19 protein-coding genes are annotated in these 21,008 nt (G+C 70.9%); 10 read left to right on the forward strand and 9 right to left on the reverse strand.

What is annotated here, in order from left to right; translation table 11 throughout:
- Positions 1-48: 48 nt before the first annotated feature.
- On the reverse strand, positions 49-1,152 hold the full coding sequence (locus IEY91_RS20375) for a P1 family peptidase (protein ID WP_189175081.1): 1,104 nt from the start codon (positions 1,150-1,152) through the stop codon (positions 49-51).
- Complete coding sequence (locus IEY91_RS20380) at positions 1,149-2,387, reverse strand: low temperature requirement protein A (RefSeq protein ID WP_189175082.1); 1,239 nt, start codon at positions 2,385-2,387, stop codon at positions 1,149-1,151. Before IEY91_RS20380 ends, IEY91_RS20375 begins: the two co-directional genes overlap by 4 nt.
- A gap of 295 nt (positions 2,388-2,682) precedes the next feature.
- Here IEY91_RS20380 and pflB point away from each other — a divergent pair, with 295 nt between their 5' ends.
- The 3 genes from pflB (at position 2,683) to IEY91_RS20395 (ending at position 6,193) form a co-directional block, all read left to right on the forward strand.
- Positions 2,683-4,989: a formate C-acetyltransferase gene (gene pflB / locus IEY91_RS20385; RefSeq protein WP_189175083.1), complete on the forward strand. Its 2,307-nt coding sequence runs from the start codon at positions 2,683-2,685 to the stop codon at positions 4,987-4,989.
- Between the two features lie 102 nt (positions 4,990-5,091).
- On the forward strand, positions 5,092-5,928 hold the full coding sequence (pflA, locus tag IEY91_RS20390) for a pyruvate formate-lyase-activating protein (protein ID WP_189175084.1): 837 nt from the start codon (positions 5,092-5,094) through the stop codon (positions 5,926-5,928).
- A gap of 46 nt (positions 5,929-5,974) precedes the next feature.
- The gene (locus IEY91_RS20395) at positions 5,975-6,193 is read left to right on the forward strand and encodes a hypothetical protein (RefSeq protein WP_164324004.1); all 219 of its coding nucleotides are present in this window, start codon (positions 5,975-5,977) and stop codon (positions 6,191-6,193) included.
- Between the two features lie 37 nt (positions 6,194-6,230).
- Here the strand turns inward: IEY91_RS20395 and mscL are convergent, their stop codons facing one another.
- The 6 genes from mscL to IEY91_RS20425 all read right to left on the reverse strand — a co-directional run bounded on the left by mscL (position 6,231) and on the right by IEY91_RS20425 (position 12,272).
- Complete coding sequence (gene mscL, locus IEY91_RS20400; RefSeq protein WP_189175085.1) at positions 6,231-6,773, reverse strand: large conductance mechanosensitive channel protein MscL; 543 nt, start codon at positions 6,771-6,773, stop codon at positions 6,231-6,233.
- A gap of 174 nt (positions 6,774-6,947) precedes the next feature.
- The gene (locus IEY91_RS20405) at positions 6,948-7,625 is read right to left on the reverse strand and encodes an RcpC/CpaB family pilus assembly protein (protein WP_189175086.1); all 678 of its coding nucleotides are present in this window, start codon (positions 7,623-7,625) and stop codon (positions 6,948-6,950) included.
- Positions 7,626-7,831: 206 nt separating this feature from the next.
- Positions 7,832-8,683 (reverse strand): S-methyl-5'-thioadenosine phosphorylase, encoded by an 852-nt coding sequence (locus IEY91_RS20410; protein WP_189175087.1) that lies wholly within the window; start codon positions 8,681-8,683, stop codon positions 7,832-7,834.
- Between the two features lie 108 nt (positions 8,684-8,791).
- Positions 8,792-9,145 (reverse strand): FmdB family zinc ribbon protein, encoded by a 354-nt coding sequence (locus IEY91_RS20415; protein WP_164324012.1) that lies wholly within the window; start codon positions 9,143-9,145, stop codon positions 8,792-8,794.
- 67 nt (positions 9,146-9,212) lie between these two features.
- Complete coding sequence (locus IEY91_RS20420) at positions 9,213-10,484, reverse strand: MFS transporter (protein WP_189175088.1); 1,272 nt, start codon at positions 10,482-10,484, stop codon at positions 9,213-9,215.
- Between the two features lie 288 nt (positions 10,485-10,772).
- A complete protein-coding gene (locus IEY91_RS20425; RefSeq protein WP_164328455.1) occupies positions 10,773-12,272 on the reverse strand; it encodes a potassium/proton antiporter in 1,500 nt (499 codons plus the stop codon).
- Positions 12,273-12,543: 271 nt separating this feature from the next.
- Between IEY91_RS20425 and IEY91_RS20430 the strand changes: the two genes are divergently transcribed.
- Positions 12,544-15,444: a penicillin acylase family protein gene (locus tag IEY91_RS20430; RefSeq protein WP_189175089.1), complete on the forward strand. Its 2,901-nt coding sequence runs from the start codon at positions 12,544-12,546 to the stop codon at positions 15,442-15,444.
- Positions 15,445-15,499: 55 nt separating this feature from the next.
- Here IEY91_RS20430 and IEY91_RS20435 read toward each other — a convergent pair whose 3' ends face one another.
- A complete protein-coding gene (locus tag IEY91_RS20435; RefSeq protein WP_189175090.1) occupies positions 15,500-16,111 on the reverse strand; it encodes a 5-formyltetrahydrofolate cyclo-ligase in 612 nt (203 codons plus the stop codon).
- 94 nt (positions 16,112-16,205) lie between these two features.
- Here IEY91_RS20435 and galU point away from each other — a divergent pair, with 94 nt between their 5' ends.
- The 6 genes from galU to IEY91_RS41885 form a co-directional block, all read left to right on the forward strand.
- The gene (gene galU / locus IEY91_RS20440) at positions 16,206-17,108 is read left to right on the forward strand and encodes a UTP--glucose-1-phosphate uridylyltransferase GalU (protein WP_164324020.1); all 903 of its coding nucleotides are present in this window, start codon (positions 16,206-16,208) and stop codon (positions 17,106-17,108) included.
- 3 nt (positions 17,109-17,111) lie between these two features.
- Positions 17,112-18,464 (forward strand): molybdotransferase-like divisome protein Glp, encoded by a 1,353-nt coding sequence (gene glp / locus IEY91_RS20445; RefSeq protein WP_189175091.1) that lies wholly within the window; start codon positions 17,112-17,114, stop codon positions 18,462-18,464.
- Between the two features lie 126 nt (positions 18,465-18,590).
- Positions 18,591-19,109, forward strand: coding sequence for a cyclic pyranopterin monophosphate synthase MoaC (gene moaC, locus IEY91_RS20450; RefSeq protein WP_164324024.1), 519 nt, complete (start codon positions 18,591-18,593; stop codon positions 19,107-19,109).
- Positions 19,106-19,603: a MogA/MoaB family molybdenum cofactor biosynthesis protein gene (locus IEY91_RS20455; RefSeq protein ID WP_189175092.1), complete on the forward strand. Its 498-nt coding sequence runs from the start codon at positions 19,106-19,108 to the stop codon at positions 19,601-19,603. The genes moaC and IEY91_RS20455 overlap by 4 nt, the downstream gene beginning before the upstream one ends.
- Positions 19,600-20,223 (forward strand): GNAT family N-acetyltransferase, encoded by a 624-nt coding sequence (locus tag IEY91_RS20460; protein WP_189175132.1) that lies wholly within the window; start codon positions 19,600-19,602, stop codon positions 20,221-20,223. Before IEY91_RS20455 ends, IEY91_RS20460 begins: the two co-directional genes overlap by 4 nt.
- Positions 20,224-20,488: 265 nt before the next feature.
- The coding region (locus IEY91_RS41885) for a SepX/GlpR family protein (protein ID WP_506005026.1) at positions 20,489-21,008 on the forward strand (520 nt) is incomplete at its 3' end.

Raw genomic sequence — 21,008 nt, forward strand, 5'->3', positions numbered from 1 at the left:
CCAATTTATTGCAGTAGACGTCATTTATGCCGAACTGAGTCAACTGGGCTATTTCTTATAAAGCTCTGCATATGCCGGGAATGTTCCTCCGGGTGTTTCCACCGACTCCGCCGCGAGCAACGCCCTGACGATCGCCCGCGTCACCATGTCCGCGCCCGCTGCCAGGACCTCGTTCAGCGCCAGTGGATTCGCCGCGTCCAGCGGCCGCGCACCGGTGGACAGGGCGAACACCGTGTCGCCGTCGTTCAGCAGGTGCACGGGCCGCACGGCGCGGGCCATGCCGTCGTGCGAGGTGCCCGCGAGCTTCTGGGCCTGGGCCTTGGTCAGCGCCGCGTCCGTGGCGACGACGGCCAGCGTCGTGTTCAGCGGCGGCCGTACGTTCCGCTCCGCCACCTCGGCGAGCCGCCGCAGCGCCGCCGCGTGCACCTCGGCCGACGGCGGGTCGGCGAGGCCGCCCGCACGGCCCGCACCGCCATCGCCGGCCCCGTCACCGTCCTCGTCCTCGAAGAACTGCCCGTACAGCACCCCCGTCCGCGGATCCACTCCCGACCCCGCCGCGTTCGCCACCACCAGCGCCGCGACCGTCACCCCCGAGCCGAGCACCGTGCTCGCCGTGCCGACCCCGCCCTTGACCTGCCCGACCACCGCCCCCGTACCCGCGCCCACACTTCCCTCGGCCACCGCGTGCCCGCTCTCCCGGGCCGCCGCGTCCACCACAGCCGCCCGCCCCATCTCGGCGTCGGGCCGCGCCCCGAACGCGCCCCCGCGCCCCAGGTCGAACACACAGGCCGCGGGCACCACCGGCACCACATGCGCCGGGTCGGGGCCCACCCGCACCCCGCGGCCCCGCTCCTCCAGCCACGCCATCACCCCGCCCGCCGCGTCCAGGCCGTACGCGCTGCCGCCCGTCAGGACGACCGCCTCCACCCGCTGCACCAGATTGCGCGGGTCCAACGCGTCCGTCTCGCGGGTGCCGGGGCCGCCGCCGCGCACGTCCACCGCCGCGACCGCCCCGCCCTCGGGCGCGAGCACGACCGTCGTACCGGTGAGCCAGCCGTCACCGGTACGCCCCGCGTGCCCGACCCGCAGTCCGGCCACATCGGTCAGCGCCCCGGCCCGCCCGGATTCCCTCAGTACGTCACGTGTCGTCATGCGGCATGCGTATCACGCGAGTTGCCCGCCCCGTCCGCCCGGACCATCCGCGACGTCAGCGTCACCCCGGTCGCCACCGCGAGCGCCGCGACGATCCCCGCCGCGAGCACCGCCCAGCGCCCCGCGAACGTGCACGCGAGCACCGCCAACGCCGTCACCGGAAGCACCAGTTGCTGCGCGAGCCCGACCTTGAAGAATCGCGAGTGCAGCGCCCACACCGTGAAGAAGTACACCGCCCCCGGAATCGTCACGGCCGCCGAGGCCGCCGTCTCCGAGATGTGCGCCTTGCCCACGGCCTGCTCCACCGCGACCTCGATCCCCGCCCCGATCGCCGCCGCCGACGCGAAGATCAAATAGTGGCCGTAACCCCACAGGAACGCCTGCTTGTTGGAGGCCAGATGGCCGTGGATCGGCACCACGAAGTAGATCCACCAGGCGGCGAAGACCAGGAGGAGCCCGCCCACGGCGATCGGAAGGAGCTCGCCGAGCGCGTCGTTCTCGTCGATGCCGGACTTCACCGCGACCGTCGCCGCCGCGATCGTCTCGCCGAGCACGATGATCGTGAAGAGTCCGTACCGCTCGGAGATGTGGTGCGGGTGCCAGGGCGTCGTCCTGGCCCGCTCCGCCCACGTCGGTACTGCCATCTCCGCGATCGCCATGACCAGGAACGTCCACGCCCGCGCCCCCTCCGGCAGCACGAGCAGCCCCAGCCAGCCCACCTGGCACAGCGCGACCCCGCCCGCGTACCGCAGCGCCGTGCGCCGCTCCGCCCCCGTCGTCGAGGCCGCCGCCCGCAGCCACTGCGTGATCAGCGCGAGCCGCATGATCAGGTAGCCGAGCCAGACGACCAGGAACTGGTGGTCCTGGAAGGCCTTCGAGACCCCGGCCGCGAGCACCAGGACACCGGCGATCTGGACGAGCGTCACCACGCGGTACAGCGTGTCGTCGTTGTCGTAGGCCGACGCGAACCAGGTGAAGTTCATCCAGGCCCACCACATCGCGAAGAACACCATCGCGTAGTTGAGCACCCCCTCGCCCGGATGCCCCTCCGCGACCGCGTGCACCAGCTCCACGCCGGCCTGCGCCACCGCCACCACGAAACACAGGTCGAAGAAGAGCTCCAGCGGCGTCGCGGCGCGGTGCTCCTCCTCCCGGCCGCGGGCGGTCATCGGCCGCAGCGGGGGAGGCGGGGCGGGCGGGGCGGGTGCGCCGGGAGGGGGAGTTGTCGACGTCATGGGGCAACAACAGCAGAGCCCGGCGGCCCATCGGCCCTGGTCGGGCCGTGTCGGGACGGGAGCACCCGGGTGGGTGGTGGCGGCACCCGCGCACGAGAATATTGTGAATGTGTTCACAAGCGAACGCGGGTCCAAAGTCCTTCAGGAACCGGCAGGTCACCGCCCTCAGCACCGCCACACCCATGCCGACGGCGGGACTTGTGGCCCACAAGCCGGGACCAATGCGGCGCCCCGCGCGGCCGCTGCGGGAGTGGAATGGAGCCGTAGCGACAGGGCGACTCGGAAGGTGCGGGCGATGACTGCGACTCCTGCTGAAACCACGGCACACGACACGGCATCCGACACGGCCCCGGACACCGCGCGCGGCACGGCCTGGGACGGCTTCAAGGGCGGACTGTGGCGCGACACCGTCGACGTCCGCGACTTCGTCCAGCACAACTACGCCCCGTACGAAGGCGACGCCGCCTTCCTCACCGGCCCCACCGAGCGCACCACCGCCGTGTGGCAGCGGCTCCTCGCGATGTTCCCGGACGAGAACGAGCGCGGTGTGTACGACGTCGACATCGCGACGCCGTCCCGCATCGACGCCTTCAAGCCCGGCTACGTCGACGGCACCGCCACCGACCACAAGGACCTCGTCGTCGGCCTCCAGACGGACGCCCCGCTCAAGCGCGCCATCATGCCCAACGGCGGCTGGCGCATGGTCGAGAGCGCCCTCAACTCCTATGGCTACGCGGCCGACCCGGCGGTCAAGGACGTCTACACCCACCTCCGCAAGACCCACAACGAGGGCGTCTTCGACGCCTACACGCCCGAGATCCGCGCCTGCCGCTCCTCCGGCATCATCACCGGCCTGCCCGACGCCTACGGCCGCGGCCGCATCATCGGCGACTACCGCCGCGTCGCCCTCTACGGCGTCGACCGCCTGATCGCCGCCAAGGAGGCCGACAAGGCGCGCCTCGCCGAACAGTGGCCGACCGAGCACGTCGTCCGCGACCGCGAGGAGATCTCCGAGCAGATCAAGGCGCTCGGCGAACTGAAGGCCATGGCGCTGTCCTACGGGTACGACATCTCCGCCCCCGCCACCACCGGCCGCGAGGCCGTGCAGTGGCTGTACTTCGCCTACCTCGCCGCCGTGAAGGAGCAGAACGGCGCGGCCATGTCGATCGGCCGCATCGACGCCTTCCTCGACATCTACCTCCAGCGCGACCTCGACGCCGGACTCCTCACCGAGTCCGGGGCCCAGGAACTCATCGACGACTTCGTCATCAAGCTCCGCATCGTCCGCTTCCTGCGCACCCCCGAGTACAACGAGCTGTACTCCGGCGACCCCACCTGGGTCACCTGGTCCATGGCCGGTATCGGCGAGGACGGCCGGCCGCTGGTCTCGCGCACCACCTTCCGCGCCCTGCAGACCCTCTACAACCTCGGCCCGGCCCCCGAACCGAACCTGACCGTCCTCTGGTCCGGCCGACTGCCGCGGCCCTTCAAGGACTTCGCCGCCCAGGTCGCCATCGACACCTCGGCCCTGCAGTTCGAGTCCGACGAGCTGACCCGCCCCAAGTACGGCGACGACACCGCGATCGCCTGCTGCGTGTCCGCCATGGCCGTCGGCAAGCAGATGCAGTTCTTCGGCGCCCGCGTGAACGTCGCCAAGGCCCTGCTCTACGCCATCAACGGCGGGCGCGACGAGAAGACCGGCGAGCTCGTCGTCGAAGGCTTCGCGCCCGTCGAGGGCGACCACCTCGACTACGACACCGTCGCCGAGGCCTACGACGCCATGCTCGGCTGGCTCGCCAAGACCTACGTCCACGCGCTCAACGTCATCCACTACATGCACGACAAGTACGCCTACGAGCGCCTCGAGATGGCCCTGCACGACCAGGACATCGTGCGCACCATGGCCTGCGGCATCGCCGGGCTCTCCGTCGCCGCGGACTCCCTGTCGGCCATCAAGCACGCCCGCGTCAAGGTCGTCCGCGACGACACCGGCCTCGCCGTCGACTACGAGATCGAGGGCGACTACCCCGCCTACGGCAACAACGACGACCGCGCCGACGACATCGCCCGGCGCATCGTCTCCGACTTCATGGCCAAGATCCGCCGGCACCCCACCTACCGCGACGCCGTGCACACCCAGTCCGTCCTGACGATCACCTCGAACGTCGTCTACGGCAAGAAGACCGGCAACACCCCCGACGGCCGCCGCGCGGGCCTGCCCTTCGCCCCCGGCGCCAACCCGATGAACGGCCGCGACGAACACGGCTACATCGCCTCCGCGCTGTCCGTCGCCAAGCTCGACTACGACGACGCCGAGGACGGCATCTCGCTGACCAACACCATCACCCCGGACGCGCTCGGCCGCACCCCCGAGGAGCGCATCGCCCACCTCGCCGGCGTCCTGGACGGCTACATGGCAAGCAACGGCTTCCACATGAACGTCAACGTCCTCGACAAGGCGACGCTGGAGGACGCCATGGAGCACCCCGAGAACCATCCCCAGCTGACCATCCGCGTCTCCGGCTACGCGGTCAACTTCGTCCGGCTGACCCGCGAGCAGCAGCTCGACGTCATCAACCGCACGTTCCACGGCTCCCTGTGAGCCCGCGCCCCCACTGACCCGCGGTCCCGGGGCCGGTCCCTCACACCGGTCCCGGGCGCCGCGGCCACCACGACCCGTCCACGCGAGTTCGGGAGTTCCGCCATGACCGTGCTGCTCGGATCCGGTCCGGACGCCGCCGCCACCCGCACGCCCGCGGCCCCGGCACCTGTCGCCGCCGCCACCCCCGCGGCCGCCGCCACCCACCGGCCGGTGACCGGCTCCGTCCACTCCTGGGACCTGTCCACCGGCGTCGACGGCCCCGGCACCCGCTTCGTCACCTTCCTCGCGGGCTGCCCGCTGACCTGCCTGTACTGCCACAACCCCGACACCTGGCGGATGCGCTCCGGCCGCCGCACCACCGCCGACGACGTGATCGCGGAGGCCGCCAAATACCGGGCGTTCATCGAGGCCGCGGGCGGCGGCGCCACCGTCAGCGGTGGCGAACCCCTCCTCCAGCCCGTCTTCACCGGCGAACTGCTGCACCGGCTCAAGCACGAGCTGGGCCTGCACACCGCCCTCGACACCTCCGGCTTCCTCGGCGCCCGCGCCACCGACGCCCTCCTGCGCGACGTCGACCTCGTCCTGCTCGACATCAAGTCCTGGGACCGCGACACCTACCGCCACGTCACCGGGCGCCCCCTGCGGCCCACCCTCGACTTCGCCGACCGCCTCGCCGCCCTCGGCAAGGAGGTCTGGGTGCGCTTCGTCCTCGTCCCCGGCCTGACCGACGATCCCGCGAACATCGACGGCGTCGCCCGCTTCGCCGCCGGGCTCGGCAATGTCTCCCGCGTGGACGTACTGCCCTTCCACAAACTCGGCGAGGCGAAGTGGGACGCGCTCGGCAAGGACTTCACCCTCCGCGACACCCCCGCGCCCACGCCGGAACAGGTGGCGGCGGCCAAGGCGATCTTCGCCGCCCGGGGGCTGCGGGCCGTCTGAGCGGCCGGGCCGCCGCGGCCGCGCCCGGCGGACGTATCCTGGAGGCATGAGCACCGCCCCCGCCCCCGAACCGCGCGATCCGAAGGACGCCAAACCCCGGCCGGCCGCGAAGAAGCCGGCGAGCGCGCTGATCTTCGACGATCCGCTGGCGCAGCAGTCCTCGGACGATACGGACCGTGGGTGGGGCGAGCGGCCGACGACGGCCGCGGACAGCGCCGCCGACCTCGCCCGCTTCCTGGACGAGAAGCCGCCCCACCACATCTGAGCCCACCGGGGCAACAGCGCCCCGGCACGCTCCCGGGCTACAGGGCCGAGCCTCCCGGCCCACCGGCGGCCCCGGAGCCGCCACCGGTCCCCGGACCGCCGCCACCCGGCACGTCCCCGTCGCCCGAGCCGCGCTGGGCGACCAGAGCGTCGCGGATCTCCTTGAGCACCTCCAGCTCGGAGACCTCGATGACCTCCTGCGTGCCTTCCTTCGCGGCCTGTCGCGCGGCCGCCCTGGCCAGGTACTTCGCCATCGGCATGACCATCAGGAAGTAGACGACCGCCGCGGTGATCACAAAGCTGAGGGTGGCGCTGAGCACCGAGCCCCACAGGATCGGGATGCCGCTGACGGCCTCGCCGTTCTTCACCACGCAGGGTGCTTTCAGGCACGAGCTGTAGTGGTCGAGATCCTTGGTGCCCATGGCGCCGACCAGCGGGTTGATGACGCCCTTCACCACCGAGTTCACGATGTTCGTGAACGCGGCGCCGATGACCACCGCGACCGCCAGGTCGACGACATTTCCGCGCGTCAGGAAGGCCTTGAAGCCCTGCCACATGCCCGGATCCTTCTTCTCGCTCACCACTGGGCCTTTCGTTGCATGTGCGGATTGTGCGGAAAACCGCCTCGCAACCTACGGCAGCGCGTGCCGGGCCTGTCCAATTCGATAACGCGAATGAGCGACTTGACAGGCGATCAGCTGTTTCGTAAGCACCCTGGTCCGGCGGGCGGGGCGGGCGGGTCTGCGCAGTCCGGCTCATCGCAGCGTCACCGCCAGGCGCGCGGTCGCGCTCGCCCCGGCCAGCCGCGCCGCCGTCGCCCGCGGCACCGAGAGGACGACCAGGGCCCCGCCCTCGGCCGCGCTGTCGGGGGACTCCGGCACCGCGGACACCCGGGCCCCGGCCGCGACCACCCGCGCCACCGACCCGCCCGCTCCCGCCGAACCCGCCGATCCCGCCCCGGGGCCGCCCACCCCCGAACCATCCGCCGCCACCACGTCCACCCGGTCCCCCGGCCGCAGCAGCCGCACCGTCGCCGCGTCCGCGATCCGCACCGGCGCAGTCACCAACCGGGCGGCCCGCCGCGGCCGTTGGCCCACCCCGTCGCCGCCCCGCTCCTCCGCGGCCATGGACGCCGCCGAATCCCGCGGTCGCGCCTGCCCGGGCTCGGGCGGGCCCGTGGCCGCGAGCGCGGCGGCGGTCATCGCGAGGCCCGCCGCCATCGCCCGCCGCCGGTGCCGCATCAGCCGCCGCAGGCGCCGACGTCCGCCGCGCACGTGCAACGGGGAGAAGTGCGGCACCTGGCAGGGCGGCGGCGCGCTGCTGCCTCCGCCGCCCGCGCCACGGCTTCCGCCGCTTCCGCCACCCGCAGCCCCGCCGGGCACCGGCAAGTACCGCTCCCCGGCGCCTTGTTGAGAGGGCGCATGAGAAGTCATACGAGAAGGAACGCGCGCCATCGCGACCACCGCCTGCCGTGAGAAGTTCGAATCCCGGTCCGGATTCCGATTCCGATTCCGATTCCGTTCTCACGATGCAGGCCCGCGCCTCATCCCCGCTGAGCCCCGTGAACTACTCGCCGGTTGTGGACAACTCCCTCACCCGAAGGGAAAGTTCCGCCCCTCGGCCACCAGCCACCGCACCCTTAAGGCAGCCGAATCCCCGTCTCCATCCCGCCCAGCGCCCCCACGCACAAACAGTCCCGCTCCCCGTTCACCGGCAGCCCCGCCACCGCGTCGAACAGGACCGCCCGCAGCCGGTCCACATTCGCGGCGAAGACCGTCATGACCTCGTCGTGCGAGACGCCCTCGCCGGACTCGGCGCCCGCGTCCAGGTCGGTGACCAGGGTCAACGAGGCGTAGCAGAGTTCGAGTTCGCGGGCGAGGATCGCCTCGGGGTGGCCGGTCATGCCGACCACGGACCAGCCCTGCGCCGCGTACCAGCGCGACTCGGCGCGGGTCGAGAACCGCGGTCCCTCGATCACCACGAGCGTGCCGCCGTCGACCGGCTCCCAGTCCCTGCCGCGCGCGGCCTTGAGCGCGGCGGAGCGGCCCGCCGGGCAGTAGGGGTCGGCCAGCGACACGTGCACGACGTTGGGCGTGCTGCCGTCCGCCAGCGGGAGCCCGTCGAAGTAGGTCTGGGGGCGGTTCTTCGTGCGGTCGACGAGCTGGTCGGGCACCAGCAGCGTGCCGGGGCCGTACTCGGGTCGCAGTCCGCCCACGGCGCACGGGGCGAGCACCTGGCGCACGCCCAGGGAGCGCAACGCCCACAGGTTGGCGCGGTAGTTGATGCGGTGCGGCGGCAGATGGTGGCCGCGGCCGTGCCGGGGCAGGAACGCGACCCGCCGTCCCGCGATCTCGCCGAGGAACAGGGAGTCGCTGGGGGAGCCGTAAGGGGTGTCGACGTGCACTTCGGTGACGTCGTCGAGGAAGGAGTAGAAGCCCGAGCCGCCGATGACGCCGATCTCGGCCTGAGTCGCGTTCGCCGTGTTCACCATGGCCAGCACAGTAGTAGGGCCGGAAAACGGCGGGGAGGCCACCCGCGCCCACGCGAACGCCAAGGACCCCGCCGTCGTACGACAGCGGGGTCCCGGAGAGAACTGGTGTCAGGCCGCCGAGGAGCTGGCCGACGAGGAGGAAGAGCCTGAAGACGACGAGGCCGACGAGGACGAACCCGACGAAGAGGAGGACGAGCTCGACGACGAGGAGCCGGAGGGCGACTTCGCGTCCGACTTCTCCGACTTCGACGACGAGGACGACGCCGGCGAGCTGCTCGACGACGACCCGCGGCTGTCGTTGCGGTAGAAGCCGGAGCCCTTGAAGACGATGCCGACCGCCGAGAACACCTTCTTGAGGCGTCCGTCGCAGCTCGGGCACACGGTCAGGGCGTCATCGGTGAACTTCTGCACCGCCTCGAGGCCCTCGCCGCACTCGGTGCACTGGTACTGGTACGTCGGCACTTGCTTCCTCCTGGCACTCTCACTCGATGAGTGCTAACGACGGTCCATAGTGACGTATTCCGCGGGATCAGTCCACCGTGACCGGGACGCGGTGACCGACGCCACGTGCCACGGTCCGCCCCGAGGACTTCGGGGTGAGCCGCGAGCGCAGGGACAGGATCACGGTCAGCGCGAGCGCCGTCCCGCCGAGCGGCACCAGGAATCCGGCACCGTCCCAGAAGCGGTCCTCGAGCTGTCCTGCGACCGTGACGGCCGCCGCCTGCCCGAGCGCGACGGCGCCGGTGAGCCAGGTGAAGGCCTCCGTGCGCGCGGTCGGCGCCACCAGGCTGTCGACCAGCGTGTAGCCGGTGATCAGGGCGGGCGCGATGCAGACGCCGACGAGCAGGCCGAGCCCGGCGAGCAGCAGCACGGAGTGCGCGGCCCACAGTCCGGACGCCATCAGCGTCAGGGAGGCGTACCCGAGGACGAGCCGTCGCTGCGGGGCGATCTTCCAGGCGATGGCGCCGCAGGCGACTCCGGAGAGCATGTTTCCGGCGGCGAACGTGCCGTACAGGACACCGTTCAGACCGGGCTGTCCGATGGACTCCGTGAACGCGGCGAGCGAGACCTGCATGCCGCCGAAGACGGTGCCGATGCCGAGGAACGCGACGATCAGGACGCGCACGCCGGGCACCCGCAGCGCCGAAACGTGCTCTACGCGCGCGTGGCCGTCGCCGAGCGCCGCGGGCTGGGGCTGCGTGCTCTTCTGGGCCGCGAACAGCAGACCGCCGACGAGAGTGAGACCGGCCTCGGTGAGGAGGCCTGCGGCCGGGTCGACGCCGGTGCACAGCGCGGTGGCGACCAGCGGGCCGAGGACGAACGTCAGCTCGTCGGTGACGGACTCGAAGGCCGCCGCGGTCTGCGCGAGCGGGGTGCCCTGGAGCTTGACGCCCCAGCGGGCCCGCACCATCGGGCCGATCTGCGGGGTCGAGGCGCCGGCCGGCACGGCAGCCGCGAACAGGGCCCACAGGGGGGCGTCGGACAGCGCGAGAACGGTGAGGGTGATGACGGACGCCGTGTGCACCAGAACGCCGGGGAGCAGCACGGCGCGCTGCCCGAACCGGTCGGCGAGCTTGCCCCCGAAGGGCGCGAACACCGCCATGGAGACGCCGGTGACCGCAGAGACGGCACCGGCGACTCCGTACGAGCCGGTGGTGTGCTGCACGAGCAGCACGATGGAGATCGTCAGCATCGCGAACGGCTGACGTGCGGCGAATCCTGGGAGCAGGAAGGTCCAGGCGCGAGGGGTGCGCAGCAGTTGTCCGTAGCCCGGGCGGGGCTCGGTGACCGTGGATGCCACGGCCCTTGCCTTTCTGCTGCCTGGTAGCGCGGCCGCTTTTCCAGGGCGACGGCACCGAGAGCTGTCCTCTTGCGCAGAACTGCGGTAGATACCGGGCCGCCCACTGCGGGGGCGCCGCGGCCGCCATACGGTCGCGCCAGCTCTGCATCAGACAGAGTTGGTTCGATCAGTGTCGGTACGTAGATACGTACAGAAGTGTGCCTTCATCGTACAGGTGCCAGGCAAGTGGCGCCTGTGATTACGAGAAGTGATACCCCCGCCACCTGCGATTGCCCCCACACCCCCCGACTACTGCCTGCCGCCGGGCAACCCCAGCCACCCCACCAGCTTGCCGCCCTGCGCGACCGCCCGCAGCCGCTGCTCGGTGGCGTCGCGCACCGGGTCCGTGGCCACCACCAGGAGCTCGTCGTCGTACCGCAGCACGGTCGTCGGGCCGGGCACGAAGGAGGTGCCGTCGCGCACGACGAGGGTGACCGCCGACCCCTTGGGCAGCCTCAGCTCGCCGACCTCGACGCCGTGCAGACGTGAGCCCTCTGGTACGGGCACCGAGAGCAGATGGCCCCGCAGACGTTCCAGGGGGGCCGACTCGATGCCCAGGTCGGAGGCCTCCGCGCCCTTGCCGAGGCCGAGGATCCTGGCGAGCCCCGGCAGCGTAGGACCTTGCACGAGGGTGTAGACGACGACCAGGACGAAGACGATGTTGAAGATCTCCTCGCTGTTGTCGACGCCGTTCACCATCGGGATGGTGGCGAGGATGATGGGCACGGCGCCGCGCAGGCCGGCCCAGGACATCAGCGCCTTCTCTTGCCACGGCATTCCGAACGGCAGCAGGCTCAGTACGACCGACAGGGGCCGGGCGACCGCGGTCAGGATGAGGCCGATGATCACCGCGGGCCAGATGTCGTCGAGCAGGCGGTGCGGCGTCACGAGCAGCCCGAGCAGCACGAACATACCGATCTGGGCGATCCATCCGACGCCTTCGGCGAAGCCGCGGGTGGCCGCCCAGTGCGGCAGCTTGGCGTTGCCGAGCACCATGGCGGCCAGGTACACGGCGAGGAATCCGGAGCCGTGGGCGATGGCCCCGGCGGCGTAGGCGGCGACGGCGATGGCCATGACCGCGATCGGATAGAGACCGGACGCGGGCAGTGCCACGTGCCGAAGTCCGTACGAGCCGAGCCAGCCCACCGCGAGCCCGATGGCCGCGCCGATGGCCAGCTCCAGGGCTATCTCGCCCACCAGGACGTACCAGTGGTCCACCGGTCCCGCGGTGGAGAAGGCGACGACGAGGATGACCACGGGGGCGTCGTTGAAGCCGGACTCGGCCTCCAGGACGCCCGTCACGCGGGAGGGCAGCGGCACCTTGCGCAGCACGGAGAAGACCGCCGCCGCGTCCGTCGAGGACACCACCGCGCCGATGATGAGCGCCTGGCGCCAGTCGAGGCCGACGAGGTAGTGCGCGCCGGCGGCCGTCACGCCGACGCTCATGGCGACGCCGACGATCGCCAGGGAGGCCGCCGCGGGCAGCGCCGGCTTGATCTCCTTCCACTTCGTCCCGAGGCCGCCCTCGGCCAGGATCACGACGAGCGCCGCGTATCCGATGACCTGGGTGAGCTGGGCGTTGTTGAAGGTGACGTTGCCGATGCCGTCCTGGCCCATGGCGACGCCGATGCCGAGGTAGAGCAGCAGACTCGGCAGCCCGCTGCGGGAGGAGAGGCGCACCGCGACGACCGCGACGAGCAGGACGAGTGAACTGATGAGCAGGAGCTGGTTGAGTTCGTGGACAGACAGGGGCCGTTCCTTCCGTCGTGCGAGCCGTGATGCTTCGTTACGTTACCTAAGCTTTAACGCGCTCTTGACGCGCGCCCCCGCGCCCCAACTATCATCTCCGAACCTTCGTTCGATGCCGCTTCAGTGCACCGCACTGGGATTCCCCAGCGCGGTGGACCGGGATTCCGACTCCGCGTCCGGGGCCGTATCGCCCTGCGCCTATGGTTGCTCCAGCACTCCAGGACCCGCACAAGCCCCGCCCTGCCGCTCGCGAAGGACAGCAAGGACAGCGATGCCCTCCAACACCAACGCCTCTTCCGGTCGCAAGTCCGGCAGGAAGAAGGGGCGCCGCGCCCGACTGATCGTGATCGTCCTGGTCCTGGCCGTCGTGGGAGGCATCGGCTTCGGCGCGTACTGGAGCATCAGCACCGTTCGCGCCTCCTTCCCGCAGACCAAGGGATCCATCGAGCTGAAGGGTCTGTCGGGCACGGTCGACGTGAAGCGCGACGGCAACGGCATTCCGCAGATCTACGCCGAGTCCGACGAGGACCTGTTCATGGCACAGGGCTTCGTCCAGGCGCAGGACCGCTTCTGGGAGATGGACGTACGCCGCCATATGACCTCCGGCAAGCTCTCCGAGATGTTCGGCAAGAGCCAGGTCAAGACCGATGAATTCCTGCGCACTCTCGGCTGGCACCGAGTGGCCGCGAAGGAGTACAAGTCCAAGCTCTCGCCGCAGACCAAGAAGTACCTCCAGGCGTACGCCAAGGGGGTCAACGCCTATCTGGACGGCAAGGGCGGCGAGGAGATCTCCGTCGAGTACGCGGCGCTGTCGTTCGAGAACGACTACAAGCCGCGGAAGTGGACGCCCGTCGACTCGATCGCCTGGCTCAAGGCCATGGCCTGGGACCTGCGCGGCAACATGCAGGACGAGATCGACCGCTCCTTGATGACGACCCGCCTCGGCCCGTCGCAGATCAAGGACCTCTACCCCGAGTACCCGTACGACCTGCACAAGCCCATCGTCCAGGAGGGGCGCTACAACGGGATCACCGAGAAGTTCGACGGTGACGACTCGACGGGCGGCGAGACGCAGGCGGGCGGCACGGGCACGGGTACCGGCACTGGCACCGGCACCGGCACCGGCACGGGAACAGGAACCGGCGGGACGGGCACAGGAACAGGCACCGGCACGGGCACAGGCACCGGCACGGGCGGCTCCACGGGCACCGGCACCGGCACCGCGGGCACCGGCCTCTCCGGCAACGCCCAGTCCTCCGGCACCGGCCTGCAGTCCCAGCTCTCCGGCATCTCCGACGTCCTCGACAAGGTCCCCGACGCGGGCCTCGGCTCGAACGGCAACGGCATCGGATCCAACTCGTGGGTGGTCTCCGGAGCCCACACCATCACCGGCAAGCCCCTTCTCGCCAACGATCCGCACCTCGCGCCGCAGCTTCCGTCCGTCTGGTACCAGATGGGCCTGCACTGCAAGTCCGTGTCGTCCAAGTGCCAGTACGACGTCAGCGGCTACACCTTCTCCGGCATGCCCGGCGTGGTCATCGGCCACAACCAGGACATCGCCTGGGGCATGACGAACCTCGGTGCCGACGTCACCGACCTCTACCTGGAGAAGTTCACCGCCGACGGCTACCAGTACGACGGCAAGGTCCTGCCCTTCGACTCCCGCGAGGAGAAGATCAAGGTCGCGGGCGGCAAGACCAAGACCATCACGGTCCGCGAGACGAACAACGGCCCCCTGATCTCCGACCGCGACGACGAACTGGTCAAGGTCGGCAAGAAGGCCCAGGTCGACGCGTCCGCCCCGGACCGGGGCGACGGCTACGGCATCGCGCTGCGCTGGACCGCGCTGACGCCCGGCAAGTCCATGGACGCCGTCTTCGAGCTGAACAAGGCCAAGGACTTCAAGAGCTTCCGCAAGGCCGCCGCCGACTTCGAGGTGCCCTCGCAGAACCTCATCTACGCCGACACCAAGGGCAACATCGGCTACCAGGCGCCCGGCCGCATCCCCACCCGCGGTAAGGGCGACGGCTCGCTCCCCGCGCCCGGCTGGGACCCCGACTACCGCTGGGGCGACCCGATCCCGCAGGACGCCCTGCCGTACGAGTACAACCCCAAGCGCGGCTACATCGTCACCGCCAACCAGGCCGTGATCGACGACGACGGCGGCAAGAAGTACCCGTACAAGCTCACATCGGACTGGGGCTACGGCGCGCGCAGCCAGCGCATCGAGGACCTCATCAAGTCCAAGACGAAGAACGGCGGCAAGATCTCCACGGAGGACATGCGGCTGATGCAGACGGACAACAGCAGCGAGATCGCCCGGCTGCTCGTGCCCAAGCTGCTGAAGATCGACATCAACGACAAGCACGTCCGTGAGGCGCAGAAGCTCCTGGAGGGCTGGGACTACACCCAGGACGCCGACTCGGCCGCCGCCGCGTACTTCAACGCGGTCTGGCGCAGCATCCTCCAGCTCTCCATCGGCAACAAGCTGCCCAAGGAGCTGCGGGTCGAGGGCCAGTGCCTGTCGGTGGAGCCCGCGGGCAACACCCGCCCCGCCGACGAGGAGAACCGGGTGCGCGAGTGCGGCGAGCGCGACGCGGACTCCGCGCAGCCCGACGGCGGCGACCGCTACTTCGAGGTCATCCGCAAGATCCTCGACGACCAGGACAACGACTGGTGGAAGACGCCGGGCACGCGCACCGACAAGGAGACCAAGAACCGCGACCAGCTGTTCGCGCGGGCCATGGAGGACGCCCGCTGGGACCTGACGGCCAAGCTCGGCAAGGACATCGACACCTGGAGCTGGGGGCGCCTGCACACCCTCACGCTGAAGAACCAGACGCTCGGCACCGACGGTCCCGGCTGGCTGCAGTGGGTGCTCAACCGCGGCCCCTGGAAGCTCGGCGGCGGCGAGGCCACGGTCAACGCCACCGGCTGGAACGCGGCGGGCGGCTACGGAGTGATCTGGGTGCCTTCGATGCGGATGGTCGTGAACCTGAAGGACCTCGACAAGTCCCGGTGGATCAACCTCACCGGCGCCTCCGGGCACGCCTACAGCGACCACTACACCGACCAGACCAGCAAGTGGATCAAGGGCGAACTGCTGCCGTGGGCCTACTCGAAGAAGGCCGTCGACGACAGCACGGACGACACCCTGGTGCTCAAGCCCTGACAGGCGCGTGACGTACGAAAGGGGCCCCACGCGCGCGTGGGGCCCCTTTCGTACGTCACGGGAATCGGTGTACCGCCGAAGGTGTCACCACCGCGTGCACGGGAAGGTCGTGCGCCTCCCCGGGGACGTGCGCGACGACTTCGGAGTCGTACAGAAGCACCACGAGCGCGGGCGAGAGGGCCGCGCGCCCGAGCCGGGCGAGCACCCGGTCGTACGAGCCGCCGCCGCGCCCGAGCCGCGTCCCGCGCGCGTCCACCGCGAGCCCGGGGAGCAGCACGGCGTCCGCCTCCAGGACGGCGTCGGGCCCGAGGCGCTGCCCCGAGGGTTCCAACAGCGCCATCTTTCCGGCGTGTTGTACGGGGGCGAGGGAGTCGGGTCCGTCGTACGCGGCCCAGTCCAGGTCGTTGTCGGGGAGCAGGACGGGCAGCAGGACCCGTGTCCCGCGCGCGTGGAGGGTGTCCAGAAGGGCGCGGGTGCCGGGTTCGGTGCCTACGGAGACGTACGCCGCGACCGTGCGGGCGTGGGAGAGTTCGGGCAGTTCGAGTGCGCGCTCGGACAGAGCGGCGGCCGCCTTCTGGGTGTCACCGGGCGTCAACCCTCTTCTTACCGCGAGGATCTCTCCCCGCAATGTGCGCTTGTTTGCCTTGTCCAGGCCGGGTTGATCCATGGTGAACTCACATATCCTTCCTATTGTGCTCACATATGGGCCAATATTCCGGAGCCACAGAATCCTCACATAGGCACCGGTTAAGGTAACGCTCATGACTGAGTCTCACCCCAAGATCACTAAGGCTGTCATCCCAGCAGCGGGTCTTGGCACTCGCTTCTTGCCCGCCACGAAGGCCACGCCCAAGGAGATGCTGCCGGTCGTCGACAAGCCGGCGATCCAGTACGTGGTCGAGGAGGCGGTCGCCGCGGGCCTGGACGACGTCCTGATGATCACGGGACGCAACAAGCGTCCCCTGGAGGACCACTTCGACCGCAACTACGAGCTGGAATCGGCCCTGGCGAAGAAGGGCGACGAGTCCCGGCTCGCCAAGGTCCAGGAGTCCAGCGACCTGGCGACGATGCACTACGTCCGCCAGGGCGACCCCAGGGGTCTCGGTCACGCCGTCCTGTGCGCCGCTCCGCACGTCGGCCGCGAGCCGTTCGCCGTGCTCCTCGGCGACGACCTGATCGACCCGCGCGACCCGCTGCTCGCGCGCATGGTCGAGATCCAGGAGCGGCACGGCGGCAGCGTCATCGCCCTCATGGAGGTCGCGCCCGAGCAGATCCACCTCTATGGCTGCGCGGCCGTGGAGGCCACCTCCGAAGGCGACGTCGTGAAGGTGACCGACCTGGTCGAGAAGCCCGAGGCGGCGGACGCCCCGTCGAACTACGCGATCATCGGCCGCTATGTCCTGGACCCCCACGTCTTCGACATACTGCGCAAGACCGAGCCGGGCCGCGGCGGCGAGATCCAGCTCACCGACGCCCTCCAGCAGCTCGCGGCCGACGAAAAGATCGGCGGCCCGGTGCACGGCGTGGTCTTCAAGGGCCGCCGCTATGACACCGGCGACCGCGGCGACTATCTGCGTGCCATTGTCAGACTCGCGTGCGAACGTGAAGACCTGGGCCCCGACTTCAAGGCCTGGCTTCGCAGTTACGTCACCGAGGAGATGTAGCACTTGAGCAGCAGCGGCACGACGACGCACCACGGCACCGGCCAGGGCCAGCTCTGGTCGGTGGACGAGCATCTGGACGACATCCTCGCGACCGTCAGGCCGCTGGAGCCCATCGAGCTCCAGCTCCTCGACGCGCAGGGCTGCGTCCTCGTGGAGGACGTCACGGTGCCGGTGTCGCTGCCGCCCTTCGACAACAGCTCCATGGACGGGTACGCGGTGCGGGTCGCCGATGTCGCGGGCGCGGGCGAGGAGTTCCCCGCCGTCCTGACCGTCATCGGTGACGTCGCCGCGGGCCAGGGCGAGCAGCCCACCGTCGGCGCGGGCCAGGCCGCCCGCATCATGACCGGCGCCCCGCTGCCGCCGGGCGCCGAGGCCGTGGTGCCCGTGGAGTGGACCGACGGCGGGCTCGGCGAGGGCACCGCTGCAGGCATGCGCGCCCACAGCACTTCCCCCGAGGGCGCCTCCGGGGAAGTCCGGGTGTACCGCCCGGCGGAGGCACGCGCGCACGTGCGCGCGCGGGGCAGCGACGTCCGCGCGGGCGACCGCGCCCTGACCGCGGGCACCGTCCTCGGCGCCCCGCAGATCGCCCTGCTCGCCGCGATCGGCCGGGGCACGGTCAAGGTGCGCCCGCGCCCGCGCGTGGTCGTCCTTTCCACGGGCAGCGAACTGGTCCAGCCCGGCGAGGAGTTGGGCGACGGCCAGATCTTCGACTCCAACAGCTTCGCCCTCACCGCCGCCGCCCGCGACGCCGGAGCGATCGCCTACCGCGTCGGCGCCGTCACCGACGACGCCGAGATCCTCCGCTCCACCATCGAGGACCAGCTCATCCGCGCCGACCTGGTCGTCACCACGGGCGGCGTCAGCGTGGGGGCGTACGACGTCGTCAAGGAGGCCCTGGACTCCATCGGCGACCCGGACGACGAGGAGGGCCTCGGGGCGGGCGGCGGCGTCGAGTTCCGCAAGCTCGCCATGCAGCCCGGCAAACCGCAGGGCTTCGGCGCCATCGGCCCCGACCACACCCCGCTCCTCGCCCTGCCGGGCAACCCCGTGTCGTCGTACGTCTCCTTCGAGATCTTCGTACGTCCCGCCGTGCGCGCCCTGATGGGCCTGCCGGACGTCCACCGGCCCAAGGTCCGCGCGCGGCTCGCCGCCGACAAGGCGCTGACCTCGCCGTCGGGGCGGCGCCAGTTCCTGCGCGGGCGGCACGACGCGGAGGCGGGCACGGTGACGCCGGTCGGCGGCTCGGGCTCGCACCTCGTCGCCGCCCTCGCGCAGGCCGACGCGCTGATCGTCGTCCCCGAGGACACGACGTCGGTCGAGCCCGGCACCGAGGTCGACGTGGTGCTGCTCGGCTGACGGGCCCGTGCAGGCCGGCGGGGGCGTAAGGGGCTCCGGCGGGGCGGCGGCGGGGCGGTACTGTGTCGCGCACAGCAGGCCCGCGCACCGCACCGCGCGGAGCCCGGACCGGGAGCGCCACAGCACATGAGCACGCAGCAGCGACTGACGCACATCGACGAGGCGGGCGCGGCCCGCATGGTCGACGTCTCCGAGAAGGACGTGACCGCCCGCACCGCGCGCGCCACCGGCCGTGTCCTCGTCTCGCCCCGGGTGATCGAACTGCTGCGGGGCGAGGGGGTGCCGAAGGGCGACGCCCTGGCGACCGCCCGCATCGCGGGCATCATGGGCGCCAAGCGCACCCCCGACCTGATCCCGCTCTGCCACCCGCTGGCCGTCTCCGGAGTCAAGGTCGACCTCACGGTCGCCGACGACGCCGTGGAGATCCTGGCCACCGTGAAGACCACCGACCGCACCGGCGTCGAGATGGAGGCCCTCACCGCGGTGAGCGTCGCCGCCCTCACCGTCGTCGACATGATCAAGGCCGTCGACAAGGCCGCCGTGATCACGGACGTACGAGTTGAGGAGAAGACGGGCGGCAAGTCGGGGGACTGGCACCGCGAGGGCGAGTCCGGCGGCCGGCAGGGTGCGGGAGCCGGAGCATGACGTACCGCGCACTCGTCGTCACCGCCTCCAATCGCGCCGCCGCCGGCGTCTACGCCGACAAGGGCGGCCCGATCCTCGCCGAAGGACTCACCGCCCTCGGCTTCGCCGTCGAAGGCCCCCAAGTGGTCCCCGACGGCGACCCCGTCGAGCAGGCCCTGCGCGAGGGCGTCGCGGCCGGATACGACGTCATCCTCACCACCGGCGGCACCGGCGTCTCGCCCACCGACCGCACGCCCGAGGCCACCCGGCGCGTCCTCGACCACGAAGTGCCCGGCATCCCGGAGGCCATCCGCGCGTACGGCCGCGAGAAGGTCCCCACGGCCGCGCTCTCCCGCGGCCTCGCGGGCGTCGCGGGACGCACGCTCATCGTGAACCTGCCGGGCTCCAGCGGCGGCGTACGAGACGGACTCGCCGTCCTTGAGCCCCTGTTGACGCACGCCGTCGACCAGCTGCGCGGCGGCGACCATCCGAGAACCGACGGGGGTGCGAGCTGAACAGCCCCAGCTGGCCCGTCGAGCTGACGGACGGCGACGTCGTCCTCAGGCCGATAAAACTGCGTGACCAGCGGGCCTGGCGGGAGGTCAACCGGCGCAACCGCGACTGGCTGCGCCCCTGGGAGGCCACGATCCCGCCGCCCACCCCCAGCGGTCCGGTCACCCACCGCCCCACCTACCGGCAGATGGTCCGGCACCTGCGCGCCGAGGCGGGCGCGGGCCGCATGCTGCCGTTCGTCATCGAGTACCAGGGCCGTCTCGTCGGGCAGTTGACGGTCGCCGGGATCACCTGGGGGTCGATGTGCTCGGCCCATGTGGGCTACTGGGTCGACGAGTCGGTGGCCGGACGCGGAGTGATGCCGACCGCCGTCGCGCTCGCCGTCGACCACTGCTTCAGAACCGTCGGACTGCACCGCGTCGAGGTCTGTATTCGGCCCGAGAACGCGCCCAGCCGCCGGGTCGTGGAGAAACTCGGATTCCGCGAGGAGGGGCTGCGGCCCCGCTACCTCCACATCGACGGGGACTGGCGCGACCACCTCGTGTTCGCGCTCACCGTGGAAGAGGTGCCGGACGGACTGCTGTGCCGCTGGCAGCAGGCGCGGCCACGGAAGACGGCCTGACGGGTCGTGACCACGGAGGACGGTCTGACGGCCGTGGCTCCAGGGGACGTTCCGGCGGTCGCGATGGCTGCTCGGCGGGAGAATGCCGTCTCTCATAAATGAAATGCCTGTTCGAAATTGATCGGTGAGTGACCGTTAAATTCGGGGCACCGTCGGCCTGTTGATCGCATCAGTCACAAAAAAAGTTCGAGATATCAGCCAGATCGTGCGACACACCGGCCCAATTGGCGGATGGCCTCGACAAAACCCCTCTACCGTGTGAGGCGTGAGCAGCAGCGGCCTCATCTACGCAGTCATCGTCGGGGCCTGGGCCGCCTACTTGGTGCCGATGTGGCTCCGTAGGCAGGACGAGCTCAACGAAGCCCGTCCGACGGAACGCTTCAGCACCGCCATCCGGCTGCTTTCCGGACGGGCGGGAATGGAGCGCCGGTACGCCAAGGACCTGCAAGCGCGCTCGCCTGAGGAAGGGGAGGCGCGCCCCGGCCCGGACGCCGTGACCGACTCGGTCGACGTCCGGTCCTTCGCCATGCCTCCGGAAGAGGAACAGGCCAGGCCGCAGGGCCGCCCCGCCGCAGCCGAGCAGCCCAGGCCCGGCGCCCAGGCGCGCCTCGGCGCACGGCCCGGCGCCAAGTCGCAGGCAGGACAGGGCGCGTCGGCCGGGCAGGCCGCGCACGCGGGACAGGCCGGGCAGGCCGGGCAGAACGCGAGGACCGGCGAGGGTGGCCGAGGAGCCGCCCCGGACCGCCGAGGAGCCGCCCCGGACCGCCGAGGAGCCCCGTCCGCCG

The organism is Streptomyces lasiicapitis (genome assembly GCF_014646335.1).
GTDB classification, from domain to species: domain Bacteria; phylum Actinomycetota; class Actinomycetes; order Streptomycetales; family Streptomycetaceae; genus Streptomyces; species Streptomyces lasiicapitis.